Origin of the sequence: Vibrio gelatinilyticus (assembly GCF_022836845.1) — a bacterium.
Lineage (GTDB): Bacteria > Pseudomonadota > Gammaproteobacteria > Enterobacterales > Vibrionaceae > Vibrio > Vibrio gelatinilyticus.
The window spans coordinates 35,859-52,381 of sequence record NZ_JAJNNZ010000007.1 but is presented as its reverse complement, the minus strand read 5'-3'; the positions used below and the strand labels follow the sequence as shown (position 1 = coordinate 52,381).

Below are 16,523 nucleotides of genomic sequence, written 5' to 3'. Positions count from 1 at the left end.
TCTAATAATGATAATGAAAGCGGCTTATGATACCCTACAATGCATCACAAACGAAACATCAACGACAATTTATTCACTATGAGTTTGAACCTGTCTAACGTTATTTTACACCAACTGAGTATAAACGATCAGGAAGAGCTGATTGTTAATTTCCGCCCTGAAACTCTTGAAAATGATAGCTCAACAGAAAGCTTAGTTGCTGAGCTCCATCGTGTTTTCAATGCCAAAGCGGGTAAAGGCTTTGGCTCTTTCAAAGATGAAAGTGATTTTCAAACGTGGCTAGCAGATCTCAATCAGGGAGATAAAGACTTTTACGCTTTTTCCCAGCAAAGTGCCGAGCGATTGAGAACAGAACTGGCGAAATACCCCTTTGCCGATGCGGGCACGTTAGTGATCGCTCAATATCAGTCATTGGCAACGGACTATCTGTTTCTCGGTCTTCTACCATCTTACAACAGTTTGCAAGTCACGGAAGGGCTGAATATCGGTGCAATTGATTACCTCGATATCGCCAAGATGGACATCGCTGCTCGCATCGATTTAACAAGCTATCAAACAGACAAAGACTCCAACCGCTATCTAGCGTACATCAAAGGTCGTGTCGGTCGTAAAGTGGCGGATTTCTTTTTGGACTTTTTACAAGCTGAAGTGGGATTAGACACCAAGCAGCAGAACCAAGTGTTAATGCAAGCGGTACAAGATTTTTGCAGTAATGCACAATTAGATAAAGAAGAAGCGGTCACCTATAAGAAGCAGGTTTATGATTACTGCAATGAGCAGCTAAAATCAGGTGATGAGCTCCAAGTTAAAGAGCTTTCTGGTGAGTTGCCGCAAAGCCAAGGTGGTACTAGCTTTCTTGATTACACCCAAGAGCAAGGTTACGAACTTGAGGAGAGCTTTCCTGTGGATCGTTCAACCGTACGTAAACTGACCAAGTATGTTGGCGCTGGTGGTGGGCTCAATGTGAGTTTTGATAGCCTGCTATTAGGCGAAAGAATTTTTTACGATCCAGAAACTGACACTCTTACGATTAAAGGAACTCCGCCAAATTTACGAGAGCAGCTAACAAGAGACAAATAGAACGCGAGAGTCATCGAGTGGTGATGACTCTTTAATTGCCAATGGAATGGTAATAAAACAGTGTTAAGGAAAGGTATGCGTTTAATTCGAGCAGGCCGATACAAGTATATCTCTGTGCTACTGATATCAGTGATTTGGTTGCTGGTAGTCGCAGGAGTTTTGTTTTTAGACCACAAACAAAGTAGGGTGACTCGGCAAATAGACGAGGTTCGCCATAGCATTGAAAACTTCAGGCAAACATTGTTCTTGTCCGAACCGCATCGAGCCAATCTGGTTCAACAACTCGAGTTAGATTTGCAGCTTGTTCAATCTCAAACCTTACTCATTGCCGATGATTCGCCATTAATCGACGATAGTCGTGCTCAACTTGTTTATTCTCTCAATCGTTTTGTTGATCAGTCACACGATCTTATTGAGCTTGAGTTACAAATTTCAAACTTTGCTTATTATATTGAGCGACAGAAAAGCGTAGCAACGCCTAAATTGTCGTCACTATACAGTGAGTTAGCATCAGTTGTCTTAAGAGCATTGTTTAATGATGAGTTAGCTGGTCGGGGTGTATATCAAAGCTTAGAAGGGATACTTTTAGCCGCAAAAGATCACCCAGAATCGGATCGAGTTGAACTGCAAAAAGCGACCTGGCAAGCATCCACACTGCTTTCCAACTATGCGCAAATTGACTTTTTGGTCGATCGACTTATCAGGCACCCTATATACAATGAGCTTGCGCTTAGTCGTGATACAGCGAAAAAGGCCACTTTGATTCATCTGTATTCTATAGTCCTCATCAGCACTATCTGTATCCTATTGCTTTCATCTCTTCTCATTGGCAAGCAGGCTGGGATAAAACCGCCTAAGATAAAAAAGCCGCAACAGAATGAGGCAACATCAATACAAACGAGTAATGACACAGTGAAGGTCAATACGCCGCCTTCTTTACCTTTATCGGTTAACGAGTCAGCGATTGATTACAACAAGATGTTGGAGACCCTAGACAAGGATCCTGATGCGATGCTGCTGATACTGAGAGTTTTTACTCAAGAGCATGAACATGATATCGACAAACTTAAAACCTTCTTGGGAAAAAATAGCCAAGAGGCTATAAGAATTGCGCATACTCTAAAAGGGGTGGCGGGCAGTTTGCATGCTGACAAATTGAGATTGACGGCAAGCAGTGCCGAGTTTGCTTTAAAAGAATCTGGTGCTGTTTCACCGCAGCAACTTTCTGACTTGTCTTCTGCCTTACAGGAGGCGTTAACTTCAGCCCATCACCAAATCCAGCGTTACTCGGAGTTATGTCATTAATGAGGCTGCTCAACTTGCTCAACTTGCTCAAATTTAATAACTAACACACAATGATAACAGGCTATTTTGATAGGGTGACTTCCGATAAAAATCAAGCGGAGCACGGCCACAAAGTCAGAGTGTGATTGAAAGAGGGAGGGGTTATGAAGTTGCTATGCTTGTATCGCAGCACTCTATTATGCCTGATGATGACTTTGCTGTTTGGGTGCTCATTATTGGAGGTCAGTATTGATTCGCAAACCACACCTCTCACTCAGCAAGAGCTAAATATGCGCTTGATGACGCGGGAATACAGCCAAGAGTTCTTCACTCAGGTAGAAAGTGCCGCTGATCTGCTGTCGAAACAGTATCCCGAGAAAGATGTTGTCAACCAGTCTCGCTTGCTGCTTTGGAAAATTAACGCCGAAGAAGGCTTACAAAGTTCAGCGTTTCAGGTTTCCCCCTTTGCATCTCTGATTGATTCCTGGGTATTTACACTTCAAATGCGAGATTTCTTCGAAACGGGAAAAGGTGTTGGACTGTTTGTTGATGCGAGTGCTCAGACGGCCTCGACCCAGCTAGCTGCTAGTATCGATGAGTTAGCCAATGTCCTACTTAATGAGGATTCGTATCAAGCGAGTAAAACGTTTGTTGAGCAATTCTCTCAATCCCACCCGCAAAAAAGCATCGCTTTTTCGCGAACCCCTGCCTATCGAGGATGGCTTAAAGCGAATAATATAGATGAAAGTGAAGTCGCCTCGACTATGGGTACCATGCCTGAAGCTCTTTCGGATGTGTCCGATCGGTTGGCGCTTTTATCTGAACAGACTCCAAAACTTTTGAGCTGGAAAGCGGAGTTAATCGCACTTAACAGTAATATCAATAGTGAAGATATCTCTGGTGCCATTAATAGCTTTCAATTGAGCTCCGCTGCTTTCCGAGATTTCGTCAACAATAACCCCCAGTATATGCAAGATTTAGCAAGGAGAATGGCAGTAGAGTTGCAGCCACTGCTCGATGAAATCGACGCCAAAACACAAAATAAACTTGATCAACTCACTGAGGAAAGAAAAGCCATTGACGAGATGGTGATGCGGGAACGACAACAGCTGATTAAATTGGTGGAACGAGAACGAAAAGAGATCGCTGTCATCGTATCGAATGAAAGAGCGTTGTTTGCACAGGACCTTGATAAAATTTCTCAAGACGTATTAGCGTTGGCGGTAGAAAAACTCATAGCGCTAATCAAAAGCACCATCGTTTATTTTATTCTCTTCTTATTGCTCGTCTTCTTCGCTCCTCTAGGTCTTGGCTATATATTAGGCAAGAAATCTGCGATAAAAAAACCAACCTAGTGTCAAAGCGTTAAACCCAATATTGGGTGATGACTTGAACTCTCGGTTTAGGCAGAGAGTTTTTTGGTTTCTGTGCTAAGCGCTGGTTTATGAGTGGTAGGTCTTGTTAAAAAAATCATCGGTTTTGTGAATTTACTCTTGTGTTCTTCGTTGGAAAATTTTATAGATGGGTAAAGCAAAGATTAATTAACACGGAGAGTAATTCAATGAGAGTAGGTTTAGTCGGTTGGCGCGGTATGGTGGGTTCAGTGCTGATGCAACGTATGGTGGAAGAAAAAGATTTCGACCTTATTGAACCAGTATTTTACAGCACTTCCCAAGTTGGTATCCCGGCTCCAAATCTAGGTAAAGATGGCGGGCTTTTACAAGATGCCTATGATATCGACAGCTTGAAGCAACTAGACGCGGTAATTACTTGCCAAGGTGGCAGTTATACCGAAAAAGTATACCCAGCACTTCGCCAAGCTGGCTGGAAGGGTTACTGGATTGATGCAGCTTCTACACTTCGTATGGACAAAGATTCCATCATTGCTCTGGATCCTGTCAACATGGCTCAAATTCAGCAAGGCTTGCACAAAGGAACAAATACCTTTGTCGGCGGTAACTGTACCGTTAGCCTAATGCTATTGGGTTTGGGCGGACTGTACGAGAAAGGCATGGTTGAATGGATGAGTGCCATGACTTACCAAGCTGCGTCAGGAGCAGGTGCTAAGAATATGCGCGAGCTGATCTCTCAAATGGGGACAGTGAATGATTCAGTGCATTCTGAATTGGCAAACCCGGCAAGCTCGATTCTAGACATCGACAAAAAAGTATCAGAAACCCTTCGCTCTAGCTCTTTCCCAACGGACCAGTTTGGCGTGCCATTAGCCGGATCTCTGATCCCTTGGATTGATGTGAAACGTGATAATGGTCAAAGCAAAGAAGAGTGGAAGGCTGGCGTAGAAGCGAACAAGATCCTCGGCACAGACGGTAACCCTATTGCTATTGATGGAACTTGTGTTCGTATTGGCGCAATGCGATGCCATGCTCAGGCATTAACGATCAAGCTTAAGCAAGATGTCCCTATGGACGAGATCGAAGAAATTATCGCCACTCATAACGACTGGGTTAAAGTGATCCCGAATGAGCGTGATATTACCGCCCAAGAACTGACTCCTGCCAAAGTAACAGGCACCATGTCTATTCCTGTTGGTCGTCTTCGTAAAATGGCAATGGGCAATGACTTCCTCAACGCATTTACAGTGGGTGACCAACTGCTTTGGGGCGCAGCAGAGCCACTACGTAGAACACTGCGTATTATCTTAGCTGAAAAGTAATTTAAACCGCTTTGAAAAAGGGTTCTCTTTAGAGAACCCTTTTTTTTATGGTGATGTTGTGGAGACCACTCGTTTGTCGGGCTCTGCAAGTTCACTGCCACAATGCTTACAAAAAAGCGCTTCTGTTTCATGTCCAGACCTAGAACAGTTTGGGCATTTCACCAGATTTCGGTGAGTATTCATCTCCTGGCTAAGCTCTGCCGTGATAATACCGGTAGGTACAGCCAATATTGAATAACCCAGCAACATAGTTATTGAAGCAATGCCTTTGCCAAGTGGTGTGCTTGGTACTAAGTCACCATAGCCTACAGTAGTGATGGTGACGATGGCCCAATATATACTTTGCGGTATGCTCGTAAACCCGTTCTCAGGCCCTTCAATAACAAAGATCAAAGCACCAAAAATAGTGACAAGAACGGCAACAGTACTAAAAAAGACCAGAATTTTTCGGCGCGACATTAAAAGAGAACGCAGTAGGATGTTGGAGTCTTGTAGGTAACGAACCAGTTTAAGAACTCTGAAAATCCGCATAACCCTCAGCAAACGAATAACCCCCATGAAAGAGGCAGAGGGGAAGATTAAGGCTAAATAGGTTGGCAAGATAGAGAGCAAATCAACGACGCCATAAAAGCTTTTTGCGTAGGCTTTGGGTTTGGGGGAACAATAGAGCCTTATCATATACTCGATAGTGAAAATGCCAGTAAAGATATATTCAAGAATATCGAGTTGCCTTCCCCATTGTTCTGAAACGCTTGGAATTGAGTGAACGATTAGCACAGTTAAAGAGAGTAAGATAGCGACAATAAGGGCAATATCAAACGCTCGCCCGGCTCGAGTATAAGTGCCAAATATAACGACGTATAGGTCATGTCTAAGAGTTTGCTTGGTCATAAGGCTAAGTAGAAGTCGATTGAATGCCTTAAGTATATAAAAAAACCTAGGCATACGGCCTAGGTTTTTAAATCAATCACTGTTTTGTTAAGCAAGTCCAGGGAAAAGAGCTCTTAATCCGTTGGCCATAAACTCAATCCCCAACGCTCCCAGTATCAAACCCATAATACGAGTGATGACGTTGATCCCCGTTTGCCCAAGGAAGCGAACAATGATTGGTGCAGAGCGATAGAGTAACCAGGAACAAAAACAGAAAAGAACGATGCTGATGATAATGCCAGTGGTTTCAATCAGGCTAGGGTGCCTGGCACCGTAAACGATTGTAGAACTAATCGCGCCAGGTCCTGCCATTAAGGGCATAGCTAAAGGAACCACACCAATCTGCTCTTTACTAATGTATTCCGACTTCTCTTGTTTGTTCTGTTTGTCTTCACCAAGTTTACCCGACATCATGGTAAATGCGATGGTGAGTAGCAGCAGCCCGCCTGCCACTCTAAAGGAATCTAGCGAGATACTGAACATATCTAGCAATATCTGTCCCCCTAGTAATGAGGTAATTAGAATAGTTGCGACTGCAATATTTGCTGTTGCTGCAGTCTTGTTCTTATCTTCAAGGGGCATATGCCCGGTGAGGGAGACGAAGATAGGCATAATGCCGATCGGGTTCACCGCGGCAACAAGGCCGAGGAAGAACTGAAGATAAATCGCGAATTCGATGCTGTTCATAGCAATGCTCAATACTGTAAAGCCTAAAGGTAAAGGATCTTCACCAAAGGTGAATCGCGCCTAATGTAAGCGATTGCTAGCTAGAATACGAATGAAAAAAACTAAAGCAGATGGAGACGTAAAGATAAAAAAACTAATAGCCTGAATTAAGCTGAAATCGACTCATAATTCGTGTGTATGGAAGAAGGTGGCGCTGTGAAGAGTACGTAAGGAAAGCGCGTTAACAATGCTCGCAATATGTTACGCTTTTGTGTTGATTGATAAGTTTTCACAATGGTAGTGTGTTTTGTTGTTATCGGGATTATACTGCCAGTGGCACAGATATTCTGTCACACATAAAATTTATGTACAAAATTGAAACTTTTTTACACAATTGTGTAAGTTACAAAAAAATATCATTCGATTTCTTATTTTTTTTGCCACTTGCTTTTGTTGTTTTTATCTCTAATAATCATGGGCTTAGCTGGTATTGCGGTGATTGTGTACTACTTATTGGGTAATTAGTTTTTCAGAACTGATCTACGTCAATTTTTTTCATTAACTGAAATATTATACTCAGTCATGAAAGCGATTTACTAAGCAGACTTGGTTTTCAAGGGTTTTGCATTCGATGTGATGGCCTGTTTACTAAAAAGTTTTTAATATTTTTTTTTTAGGAGATTCATTATGCCTGTAACTAACTTAGCAGAGTTAGATGCTCTAGTAGCTCGCGTTAAAGCGGCTCAAGAGGAATTTGCGACATTCTCACAGGAGAAAGTAGACGCAATTTTCCGTGCAGCATCATTGGCAGCTAACCAAGCTCGTATTCCTCTAGCGCAACAAGCGGTAGCAGAATCTGGCATGGGTATTGTTGAAGATAAAGTTATCAAAAACCACTTCGCTTCAGAGTTTATCTACAACAAATACAAAGACGAAAAAACCTGTGGTATTCTTGAAGAAGACGACAACCTAGGTACTATGACTATCGCAGAACCTGTAGGTATTATCTGCGGTATCGTTCCAACAACTAACCCAACTTCAACGGCGATCTTTAAGTCTCTAATCTCACTTAAGACTCGTAACGGCATCATCTTCTCGCCACACCCACGTGCGAAGAACTCTACTAACGACGCAGCTAAGCTAGTTCTAGACGCAGCAGTAGCAGCAGGTGCACCAAAAGACATCATTGGTTGGATTGACCAGCCATCTGTTGAACTTTCAAATGCTCTAATGAAGCACGACGGCATCGCTCTTATCCTTGCAACTGGTGGTCCAGGCATGGTTAAAGCGGCATACTCTTCTGGTAAGCCAGCAATCGGTGTAGGCGCAGGTAACGTTCCTGTAGTTATCGATGAAACAGCTGACATCAAACGTGCAGTAGCTTCTATCCTTATGTCTAAGACTTTTGATAACGGCGTAGTATGTGCTTCTGAGCAGGCTGCAATCGTTGTTGACTCTGTATACGACGAAGTTAAAGAGCGTTTCGCTTCTCACAAAGCATACGTTCTAAACAAAGCTGAAGCTGACAAAGTTCGTAAAGTTCTTCTAATCGACGGTAACCTAAACGCGAAAATCGTAGGTCAACCAGCACCAGCAATCGCTGAAATGGCAGGTGTTAAAGTTCCTGCGGACACTAAAGTTCTTGTAGGTGAAGGCCTGGGTAAAGTTTCTATCGACGATGAGTTCGCTCATGAGAAACTATCACCAACTCTAGGTCTGTTCCGTGCTGACAACTTTGAAGATGCTGTTGCTCAAGCAGTAACTATGGTTGAAATCGGCGGTATCGGTCACACATCTGGTCTATACACTAACCAAGATGTAAACGCAGACCGCATTCGTTACTTCGGTGACAAGATGAAGACTGCACGTATTCTTGTAAACATCCCAACTACTCACGGTGGTATCGGTGACCTTTACAACTTTAACGTTGCGCCTTCTCTAACTCTTGGTTGTGGTTCTTGGGGTGGTAACTCTATCTCTGAGAACGTAGGTCCTAAGCACCTAATCAACAAGAAAACTGTAGCTAAGCGAGCTGAAAACATGTTGTGGCACAAACTACCTAAGTCTATCTACTTCCGTCGTGGCAGCCTTCCAATTGCTATGAGCGACCTTGAAGGTAAGAAACGCGCATTCCTAGTAACAGACCGTTTCCTATTCAACAATGGCTATGCTGATGAAGTAGTTAAACTACTGAAAGAGCAAGGCATCGAAGTTCAAACTTTCTTCGACGTAGAAGCGGATCCAACACTTTCTGTTGTTGAGAAAGGCGCAGAAGCAATGAAGAGCTTCCAACCTGACGTAATCCTAGCTCTAGGTGGTGGTTCACCAATGGATGCAGCGAAGATCATGTGGGTTATGTACGAGCACCCAGAAACTCACTTCGAAGAGCTTGCAATGCGCTTTATGGACATCCGTAAACGTATCTACAAGTTCCCTAAAATGGGTAAAAAAGCTGAGCTTGTATGTATTACTACAACTTCAGGTACGGGTTCAGAAGTTACTCCATTTGCCGTTGTTACCGACGACAAAACAGGTGCTAAGTACCCACTAGCTGACTACGAAATCACGCCAAACATGGCTATCGTTGATGCAAACCTAGTAATGAACATGCCGAAGTCTCTAACAGCATTTGGTGGTTACGATGCAGTAACTCACGCTCTAGAAGCTTACGTATCTGTTCTAGCGAACGAATACTCAGATGGCCAAGCTCTACAAGCTCTTAAGATGCTAAAAGAGTACCTACCGTCTAGCTACGCGAATGGTGCAAACGACCCAATCGCTCGTGAAAAAGTACACAACGCAGCAACTATCGCTGGTGTAGCATTTGCGAACGCATTCCTAGGTGTTTGTCACTCAATGGCTCACAAGATTGGTGCTGAGTTCCACCTACCACACGGTCTGGCGAACGCACTACTAATCTCTAACGTTGTTCGTTACAACGCGAACGACAACCCAACTAAGCAAACTGCGTTCTCTCAATACGACCGTCCGCAAGCACGTCGTCGTTACGCTGAAGTTGCTGACCACCTAGGCCTAAGCCAAGCTGGTGACCGCACTGCTCAGAAAATTGAACGTCTACTAACATGGTTGGACGAGCTGAAGACTGACCTAGACATTCCTAAGTCAATCAAAGAAGCTGGCGTTAACGAGGCAGACTTTGTGGCTAAGCTTGATGAGCTAGCGGTAGAAGCGTTCGATGACCAATGTACTGGTGCGAACCCACGTTACCCATTAATCACTGAGCTTAAAGAAGTACTACTAACTTCTTTCCACGGTCAGCCATACGTTGAAGGTGAAACTTTCGAAGGTACAACGGTTATCAAGAAGAAAGCAGACCAACAGCCAGCTAAAGCACCTAAAGCAAAGAAAGAAAAAGCTAACGCTTAAGTTGTAGATTTTCGCTAGCACGAAAACCTATCGGGAAAAGATTAAGCCCCCTTCATATGAAGGGGGCTTTTTTTATGGTATTTGAAACGATCGTAGTTTACTTGACTCATAATTGAGTAGAGACGACGCGCCCGCTGAAGTAATCGTTAGAGATAATGTATTCAGTGTTTCTAATCAGTTCTTGTTGAATTTCATTCCAATGTGAAGCACTGCAAAATTGATCACTGCGTATTGGAACTACGCCACCGACGCGAACATTGAAAGGTTTCAATTCGAGTGCCCAGCTTTTAGTAAAGCCAGTAACAAGTGATGAGGTGTTTTCTAGATCGCAATTTCTATACTCGGGTTCTTGCGAGGCAATATTTACAATAACCCCTGAACGACGCTCTCTCATTTTATTGGCGGCTACTTGTCCAAACATGAGCAAACTAGAAGCTAATTGTGAGTATTTTGAAATGAAAGCCTCACAAGTCGTACCGTTGGCAAGGGGATTTAACCGCAAAGCCGACCAATTATTGACGAGTACGTCTGGAAAACATCCATATTCTTGTTGAATAGAAAAAAATAGCGCGTCTATCGTTTGGCATGAAGTATCAGGGATCAGTTTTTGTTCTACATTGCTCGAAACTTCACAGCACTTGTCGTAAGCAATGGCTAACTGTTGAGCATCGGTGTCACAAAGGATGACTCTCGCCCCCAGGTGTGCAAAGTGACACGCCATAGTAGGACCAAGGTTGGTAGAGGCAGAGGTAATAAGTACAACCGAATTGTTTATGACCATGTATACTCCAGCGCGCTATTGTTTTTTAATAGGATGTATAAAACTGGTATAAAACTGGTATAAAAGTTGTATATTAGGTGTGAATAACTTCATACTTTTTACCGTGCAGTACTGTAAAAAGTCTTTTGTTAGCGTTAGGTCACATTCCTTGTGAACAACAATGAGGATTACATTGAACAGCCATGTTTTGCTTAGGGATATTTAGTGCTAAATGGTGACTGAATGTCAAATGGTGAAGGACAGTTGGGATATTCTTGAGGTTGTTACCAGCTCATTGTACAAGTTGTCTGGGGCTTGTGGACGAACCGTAGTTGCTTGCAGTTGGCGGCGAGTGTGCCCAGATAAGTTTTGATAAACGTCTTCAGGCAGGCCAAAGGTATGGGCGGGCTGGTAACTCAAAGGCTCAGGTAGCAAGTAATGACGAAGCTTCGCACTCGCAAGTCCACCTTGGTGAAAACCTTCAGCAAGACTTGCTGAACGAGGGTAGTCCTCCAAATCACCGGTAAGTTTTTGTTTGTCGGCTACTGCGAAGCGTCTTTTTAAACCTTCTTCATCGATGCTAGCTTCAAGATCTCCGGTGACAGGTATCGTTTCTCTGCAGTCAGCACTAAACATCGATAGTAATAAAGCAAAATCAGCACGTCGACCCTGCTCAACAGCCTGATTAAGTGTCGGACCACATTGTAGCTCGTTGACTAGATTTGCTTTATCTAAAGTGTGTATTTGCATTGCTTACCTCTTGGATTCAATACTTTATCGGCTGTCGAATCGGTTTCTTTAGCAAAAGGCATAAAAAAAGCCCGTATTAAATACGGGCCTTAGGAAAGCGTTATGTGCTTAGATTAAGCTAGGTTTTGAGCAACAAATTCCCAGTTAACCAGTGCCCAGAAACCATTCATGTAATCTGGACGAACATTGCGGTAATCAATGTAGTAAGCGTGTTCCCACAAGTCCACTGTTAGTAGAGGCGTTACACCTTCTTCTGTCAATGGTGTTGCAGCATTAGAAGTGTTGACGATGTCTAGTGAACCGTCAGCTTTCTTAACTAACCAAGTCCAAGATGAACCAAAGTTGTTAATCGCAGAGTCAGTAAACTTAGCCTTGAACTCTTCGAAAGAACCAAATGCAGCGTTGATAGCGTCAGCTACAGCACCTGTAGGTTCACCACCTGCATTTGGCGCTAGGCAGTGCCAGTAGAACGTGTGGTTCCAAATTTGCGCAGCGTTGTTAAAGACACCGCCAGATGAAGTTTTAACGATCTCTTCTAGCGTTTTACCTTCAAATTCAGTACCAGGAATTAGACCATTTAGCTTAACCACGTAAGTATTGTGGTGTTTGCCATGGTGAAAATCTAACGTTTCAGCTGAAATATGTGGTTCAAGTGCGTCTTTCGCGTAAGGAAGAGCTGGTAATTCAAATGCCATTTGCTCAATTCTCCATTATATATGAGAGAGGATACTCTCTTTGCTTCCAGTAATTATTGTTTGAGTCTTATGAGACTGACTGCTTGCTATTTTAGCAAGTTTTTACTTTATTAAAAGGGTGGTGATGAAAAATAATCTGTCTGTTTTTGTAACAATAATAACCATATACATTATGTGCTTTTTATTCTTCACCGATTCGCTAGAATGTGACTAAATCCGCAGTACAAGTATTTCGAGGAAAAAATGGAAACTATCGATAAAATCAAGCAGCAAATTGAAGAGAATGCGATCCTTCTGTATATGAAAGGTTCTCCAAAGCTACCTAGTTGTGGATTTTCTTCACAAGCGGCTCAAGCTCTAATGGGATGTGGTGAGAAGTTTGCGTATGTTGATATCCTGCAAAACCCAGATATTCGTGCAGAGCTTCCTAAATATGCACAATGGCCGACTTTCCCTCAACTTTGGGTTGAAGGTGAGTTGATCGGTGGCTGTGACATCATTATGGAAATGTTCCAGAAGGGTGAGCTGCAACCGATTATCAAAGAAGCTGCAGCGCGCAATGGCGAAGAAGGCAACGCTTAAATTGGCATGTTAGTGCTAGATGAGAAAAAGGCTTGGTGAAAACCGAGCCTTTTTTGATCGTAATGATTTGTACCTTAAAAGAATTACAGAACCATTGCTGCAATCCAGCCAAAGATAATCAGTGGAATATTGTAGTGGATAAACGTGGGCACTACCGTTTCCCAAATATGCTCATGTTGACCATCGGCATTCAATCCTGAGGTTGGGCCCAACGTTGAATCGGAAGCCGGAGAACCCGCATCACCAAGTGCTGCCGCTGTTCCAACAAGTGCAACCGTTGCCATTGGTGAGAATCCAAAGGCAATCGCCAAAGGTACATAGATAGTAGCGATGATAGGGATCGTCGAAAATGAAGAACCGATACCCATGGTGACCAGTAGGCCAACAATTAACATGAGCAAAGCGGCTAGCGGTTTGTTGTCGCCAATGCTTGTTGATAGTGCTTCTACTAAAGATTCAACGCCACCGGTTTGTTTCATGACCGCAGCAAAGCCCGCAGCCGAAATCATGATAAACCCTATCATGGCCATCATGTGCACGCCTTTGGTAAACACGTCTTGGGTTTCTCTCCAGGCGATGACACCGCCGAAAGTGAACACCATGAAGCCTGCAAGTGCGCCGATAATCATTGAACCAGATGCGAGTTGAATGGCAAGAGCGGTCGTAATACCGATCACTGCGACAACAATGTTTCGCTTGTTGATATGGCTAGGTTCAGGGTCAACATGGGTCAGTTCGGTTTCTTTATACACCCGAGGTTTGCGATAAGTGAATAATACAGCACTTAACAGGCCGACAATCATACCCGCAGCGGGTAATAGCATTGCCATTGGTACTTGTGATGCTGTCACTGACTCGAGGCCATTATCGTGCAAGTTTTTTAATAGAATGTTGTTGAGGAAAATACCACCAAAACCAACAGGTAGAACCATGTATGGGGTAACCAGTCCAAACGTCAGTACACAGGCGATCAATCGGCGGTCAAGCTTAAGTTTAGCGAACACACCAAGAAGTGGCGGAATCAAAATGGGAATGAAAGCGATGTGTACAGGAATGATATTTTGCGAAGACATTGTGACCAATATTAGCGCGCACAATACCGCATATTTTAAGCCGGTAGTTGAAGCATCACTTTCTCTACCGTGGATACGCTTAATAACGCCTTGTGCAAGCAAATCAGTTACGCCAGATTTAGAGATTGCGACAGCAAACGTACCGAGCATGGCATAGCTTAGAGCGATAGTAGCGCCGCCACCAAGTCCACCTTCGAAAATCGAAACAGCTTCGGTTAGGCTCATACCAGAGACAACACCACCGACAATAGCACTAAAGGTCAACGCAACGACGACATTGACACGCATTAGTGCCAGCAGCAGCATAATACAAACGGAAATAACGACAGGATTCATAGTTTACCCAAATGTTGTTGTGTTTATTTATGTTTCTGAGTCGTCTAATAGCGGCCAACCACCAAGGGCTTTCCACTTATTGACGATACGACAGAAGAGCTCAGCAGTTTGCTGAGTGTCATAAAGGGCTGAGTGAGCCTCTTTATTGTCAAATTCCATCCCGGCGGCTTTACAAGCTTTAGCTAAAACAGTTTGTCCGTAGGCTAAACCGCTTAACGTTGCAGTATCAAAGGTCGCAAAGGGATGAAAAGGAACTCGTTTTAATTTATTTCTTTCATTAGCAGCACTGACAAAACTGTGATCGAACTGAGCATTGTGCGCCACGACAATGGCTCTACTACAGTCGGCTTGTTTTTGCTCCTTGCGAATCAGTTTGTAGATCTCTTTTAAAGCTTCTTGTTCAGAAACCGCACCGCGCAGAGGGCTAAAGGGATCTCGGATACCGATAAAATCTAGCGCTTCCTGTTCAAGGTTTGCACCCTCAAAAGGCTCGATATGATAGTGGACTACGCTTGCGGGATGCAGTTCGCCATTATCGTCCATTTTTAGCGTAATCGCGCATATTTCGAGAAGGGCGTCTGTTTTTGCATTGAAGCCTGCGGTTTCAACATCAATCACGACTGGGAAGTAACCTCGAAATCGTTTTTTTAGCGTGTGCGTTTCGTTTTCCACTGTCATTGTTATACATCGGTATGTGATAGGCGCCACATTATTGCAGATTATCTGCTCAAGAAAAACCGAGTAGCGGTATTTAAATGGGCATTTTCCCGTTATTTTACGTGGTTTATTTTGATTGGCTTGGTGTCGACTTATTAACCTATGCAGCCTGTTTTCTATAAGAGACTCTTTGTAGTGAAATAGAAAATCTGGCGGGATTTTTGCAGTATTACGTTTAGACAAATTATTCTATCTAGGGCGGCAATGATTAGCCGTATTTCCTTAAAGGCTATCGGTTCATTTTAACATTATGAAATTTATGAAGTTTTACCCATTTTCTTTAGCTTTTCTTTGTGTGGCTTTTTCTGCTGTTGGTATGACCAACAAGCACTACGTGGCAAGGCCTAGCCAATCTCAATGGGAGATGGTCGTGAATACACCTTTAGAGTGTCGCTTGGTTCATCCGATCCCAAACTTCGGGGATGCGGAGTTTACGGCACGTGCCAGTAAAAAAATGAATCTGGATTTCGAATTAAAAATGCGCCGCTCTATGGGGGAGACTCGAAATGTAAGTTTAGTCTCTATGCCACCCCCTTGGCGACCTGGTGATAGTGCTGACGGTATGACCAATCTCCAGTTCTTTAAGCAGTTTGATGGTTATGTGGGTGGGCAGTCGGCGTGGAGCCTGCTTAGCGAGCTAGAGAAAGGTCGCTACCCTACATTCAGTTATCAAGACTGGCAAAGTCGAGACGAACGTATAGAAGTGTCTTTATCGTCGGTATTGTTTCAAGGGAAATACAATGTTTTTAGTGATTGTGTGGCGAATTTATTGCCTTACAGCTTTGAAGACATCTCGTTTACCATTCTGCACTACGACAATAATAGTGAGAGGCTAAATAAGTCGTCTCAACATCGCTTGCAACAGATAGCGGAGTACATTCGTTACAATCAAGACATCGACTTGGTATTGGTCTCCACATACACGGATTCTGTGAGCAATAAAAGCGACAGTCAGCAGTTGTCCGAAACAAGAGCACTGATATTGCAAGATTATTTTCAGTCTTTAGGGCTACCCGAGGATAGGATTCAAGTTCAAGGGTATGGAAAACGTCGCCCAGTCGCTGACAATACCTCTCCAGTCGGTAAGGCTAAAAACCGTAGGGTAGTTATTTCGTTTGGTAGAACGCAAGTCTAGTGATGAAAAAAACCTGCCTCATGGCAGGTTTTTGATTTTAGCCTTCTAAACCGGCATTGGCCTGTTTATTTTGGATGAGTTCAATCATGTAACCATCAGGATCTTTGACAAAGGCGATTTCTGTTGTACCACCTTTCACAGGTCCAGGTTCACGGGTTACGTTGCCCCCGGCAGCTTTAATAGCATCGCAAGTTGAGTAGATGTCATCGACACCAATCGCAACATGCCCATAGGCGCTGCCAAGATCGTATTCGGTCACGCCCCAGTTATAAGTAAGTTCAAGCACCGCACCTTGCTTTTCGTCCCCGAAACCCAAGAATGCTAATGTGTACTTATATTCAGTGTTGTCATTTTTACGTAGAAGATGCATACCAATCACATCGGTATAAAACGCGATCGACTTTTCTAGATCTCCAACCCTAAGCATTGTATGAAGAATGCGCCCATTTGACAT

14 protein-coding genes and 1 pseudogene are annotated in these 16,523 nt (G+C 43.4%); 7 read left to right on the top strand and 8 right to left on the bottom strand.

The annotated features are described in order from the left end of the window. Nucleotides 1-78: 78 nt before the first annotated feature. The 4 genes from yejK to asd all read left to right on the top strand — a co-directional run bounded on the left by yejK (nucleotide 79) and on the right by asd (nucleotide 5,038). On the top strand, nucleotides 79-1,080 hold the full coding sequence (yejK, locus tag LNL84_RS10450) for a nucleoid-associated protein YejK (protein ID WP_244357338.1): 1,002 nt from the start codon (nucleotides 79-81) through the stop codon (nucleotides 1,078-1,080). A gap of 75 nt (nucleotides 1,081-1,155) precedes the next feature. After that, on the top strand, nucleotides 1,156-2,385 hold the full coding sequence (locus LNL84_RS10445; protein ID WP_244357188.1) for an Hpt domain-containing protein: 1,230 nt from the start codon (nucleotides 1,156-1,158) through the stop codon (nucleotides 2,383-2,385). Between the two features lie 143 nt (nucleotides 2,386-2,528). Further along, the gene (locus LNL84_RS10440; protein ID WP_244357187.1) at nucleotides 2,529-3,719 is read left to right on the top strand and encodes a chemotaxis protein; all 1,191 of its coding nucleotides are present in this window, start codon (nucleotides 2,529-2,531) and stop codon (nucleotides 3,717-3,719) included. 206 nt (nucleotides 3,720-3,925) lie between these two features. After that, nucleotides 3,926-5,038, top strand: a complete 1,113-nt coding sequence (asd, locus tag LNL84_RS10435) for an aspartate-semialdehyde dehydrogenase (RefSeq protein ID WP_244357186.1) — start codon at nucleotides 3,926-3,928, stop codon at nucleotides 5,036-5,038. A 45-nt stretch (nucleotides 5,039-5,083) separates the two neighbouring features. Here asd and LNL84_RS10430 read toward each other — a convergent pair whose 3' ends face one another. Further along, nucleotides 5,084-5,929, bottom strand: a complete 846-nt coding sequence (locus LNL84_RS10430) for an ion transporter (RefSeq protein ID WP_244357185.1) — start codon at nucleotides 5,927-5,929, stop codon at nucleotides 5,084-5,086. 87 nt (nucleotides 5,930-6,016) lie between these two features. Then, nucleotides 6,017-6,655 (bottom strand): YchE family NAAT transporter, encoded by a 639-nt coding sequence (locus tag LNL84_RS10425; protein WP_244357184.1) that lies wholly within the window; start codon nucleotides 6,653-6,655, stop codon nucleotides 6,017-6,019. Nucleotides 6,656-7,321: 666 nt separating this feature from the next. Here LNL84_RS10425 and adhE point away from each other — a divergent pair. After that, nucleotides 7,322-10,021 (top strand): bifunctional acetaldehyde-CoA/alcohol dehydrogenase, encoded by a 2,700-nt coding sequence (gene adhE, locus LNL84_RS10420; protein ID WP_244357183.1) that lies wholly within the window; start codon nucleotides 7,322-7,324, stop codon nucleotides 10,019-10,021. A gap of 106 nt (nucleotides 10,022-10,127) precedes the next feature. Here the strand turns inward: adhE and LNL84_RS10415 are convergent, their stop codons facing one another. The 3 genes from LNL84_RS10415 to sodB form a co-directional block, all read right to left on the bottom strand. Continuing rightward, complete coding sequence (locus tag LNL84_RS10415; RefSeq protein ID WP_244357182.1) at nucleotides 10,128-10,802, bottom strand: SDR family oxidoreductase; 675 nt, start codon at nucleotides 10,800-10,802, stop codon at nucleotides 10,128-10,130. A gap of 225 nt (nucleotides 10,803-11,027) precedes the next feature. Next, a complete protein-coding gene (locus LNL84_RS10410; RefSeq protein ID WP_244357181.1) occupies nucleotides 11,028-11,531 on the bottom strand; it encodes a VC2046/SO_2500 family protein in 504 nt (167 codons plus the stop codon). 113 nt (nucleotides 11,532-11,644) lie between these two features. Beyond that, nucleotides 11,645-12,226: a superoxide dismutase [Fe] gene (sodB, locus tag LNL84_RS10405; protein ID WP_244357180.1), complete on the bottom strand. Its 582-nt coding sequence runs from the start codon at nucleotides 12,224-12,226 to the stop codon at nucleotides 11,645-11,647. A gap of 243 nt (nucleotides 12,227-12,469) precedes the next feature. Between sodB and LNL84_RS10400 the strand changes: the two genes are divergently transcribed. Beyond that, the gene (locus tag LNL84_RS10400; protein WP_244357179.1) at nucleotides 12,470-12,808 is read left to right on the top strand and encodes a Grx4 family monothiol glutaredoxin; all 339 of its coding nucleotides are present in this window, start codon (nucleotides 12,470-12,472) and stop codon (nucleotides 12,806-12,808) included. Nucleotides 12,809-12,891: 83 nt separating this feature from the next. On the opposite strand, the gene LNL84_RS10395 is transcribed toward LNL84_RS10400, so the two are convergent. Both LNL84_RS10395 and rnt read right to left on the bottom strand, forming a co-directional pair. After that, nucleotides 12,892-14,217, bottom strand: a complete 1,326-nt coding sequence (locus tag LNL84_RS10395) for a Na+/H+ antiporter family protein (protein ID WP_244357178.1) — start codon at nucleotides 14,215-14,217, stop codon at nucleotides 12,892-12,894. A gap of 27 nt (nucleotides 14,218-14,244) precedes the next feature. Further along, complete coding sequence (gene rnt, locus LNL84_RS10390) at nucleotides 14,245-14,895, bottom strand: ribonuclease T (protein WP_244357177.1); 651 nt, start codon at nucleotides 14,893-14,895, stop codon at nucleotides 14,245-14,247. Nucleotides 14,896-15,259: 364 nt separating this feature from the next. Here rnt and motY point away from each other — a divergent pair. Then, nucleotides 15,260-16,069, top strand: a pseudogene (gene motY, locus LNL84_RS10385) (flagellar protein MotY); the annotation flags it as partial. Nucleotides 16,070-16,106: 37 nt separating this feature from the next. Here the strand turns inward: motY and gloA are convergent. Next, nucleotides 16,107-16,523 (bottom strand): lactoylglutathione lyase, encoded by a 417-nt coding sequence (gene gloA / locus LNL84_RS10380; protein ID WP_244357175.1) that lies wholly within the window; start codon nucleotides 16,521-16,523, stop codon nucleotides 16,107-16,109.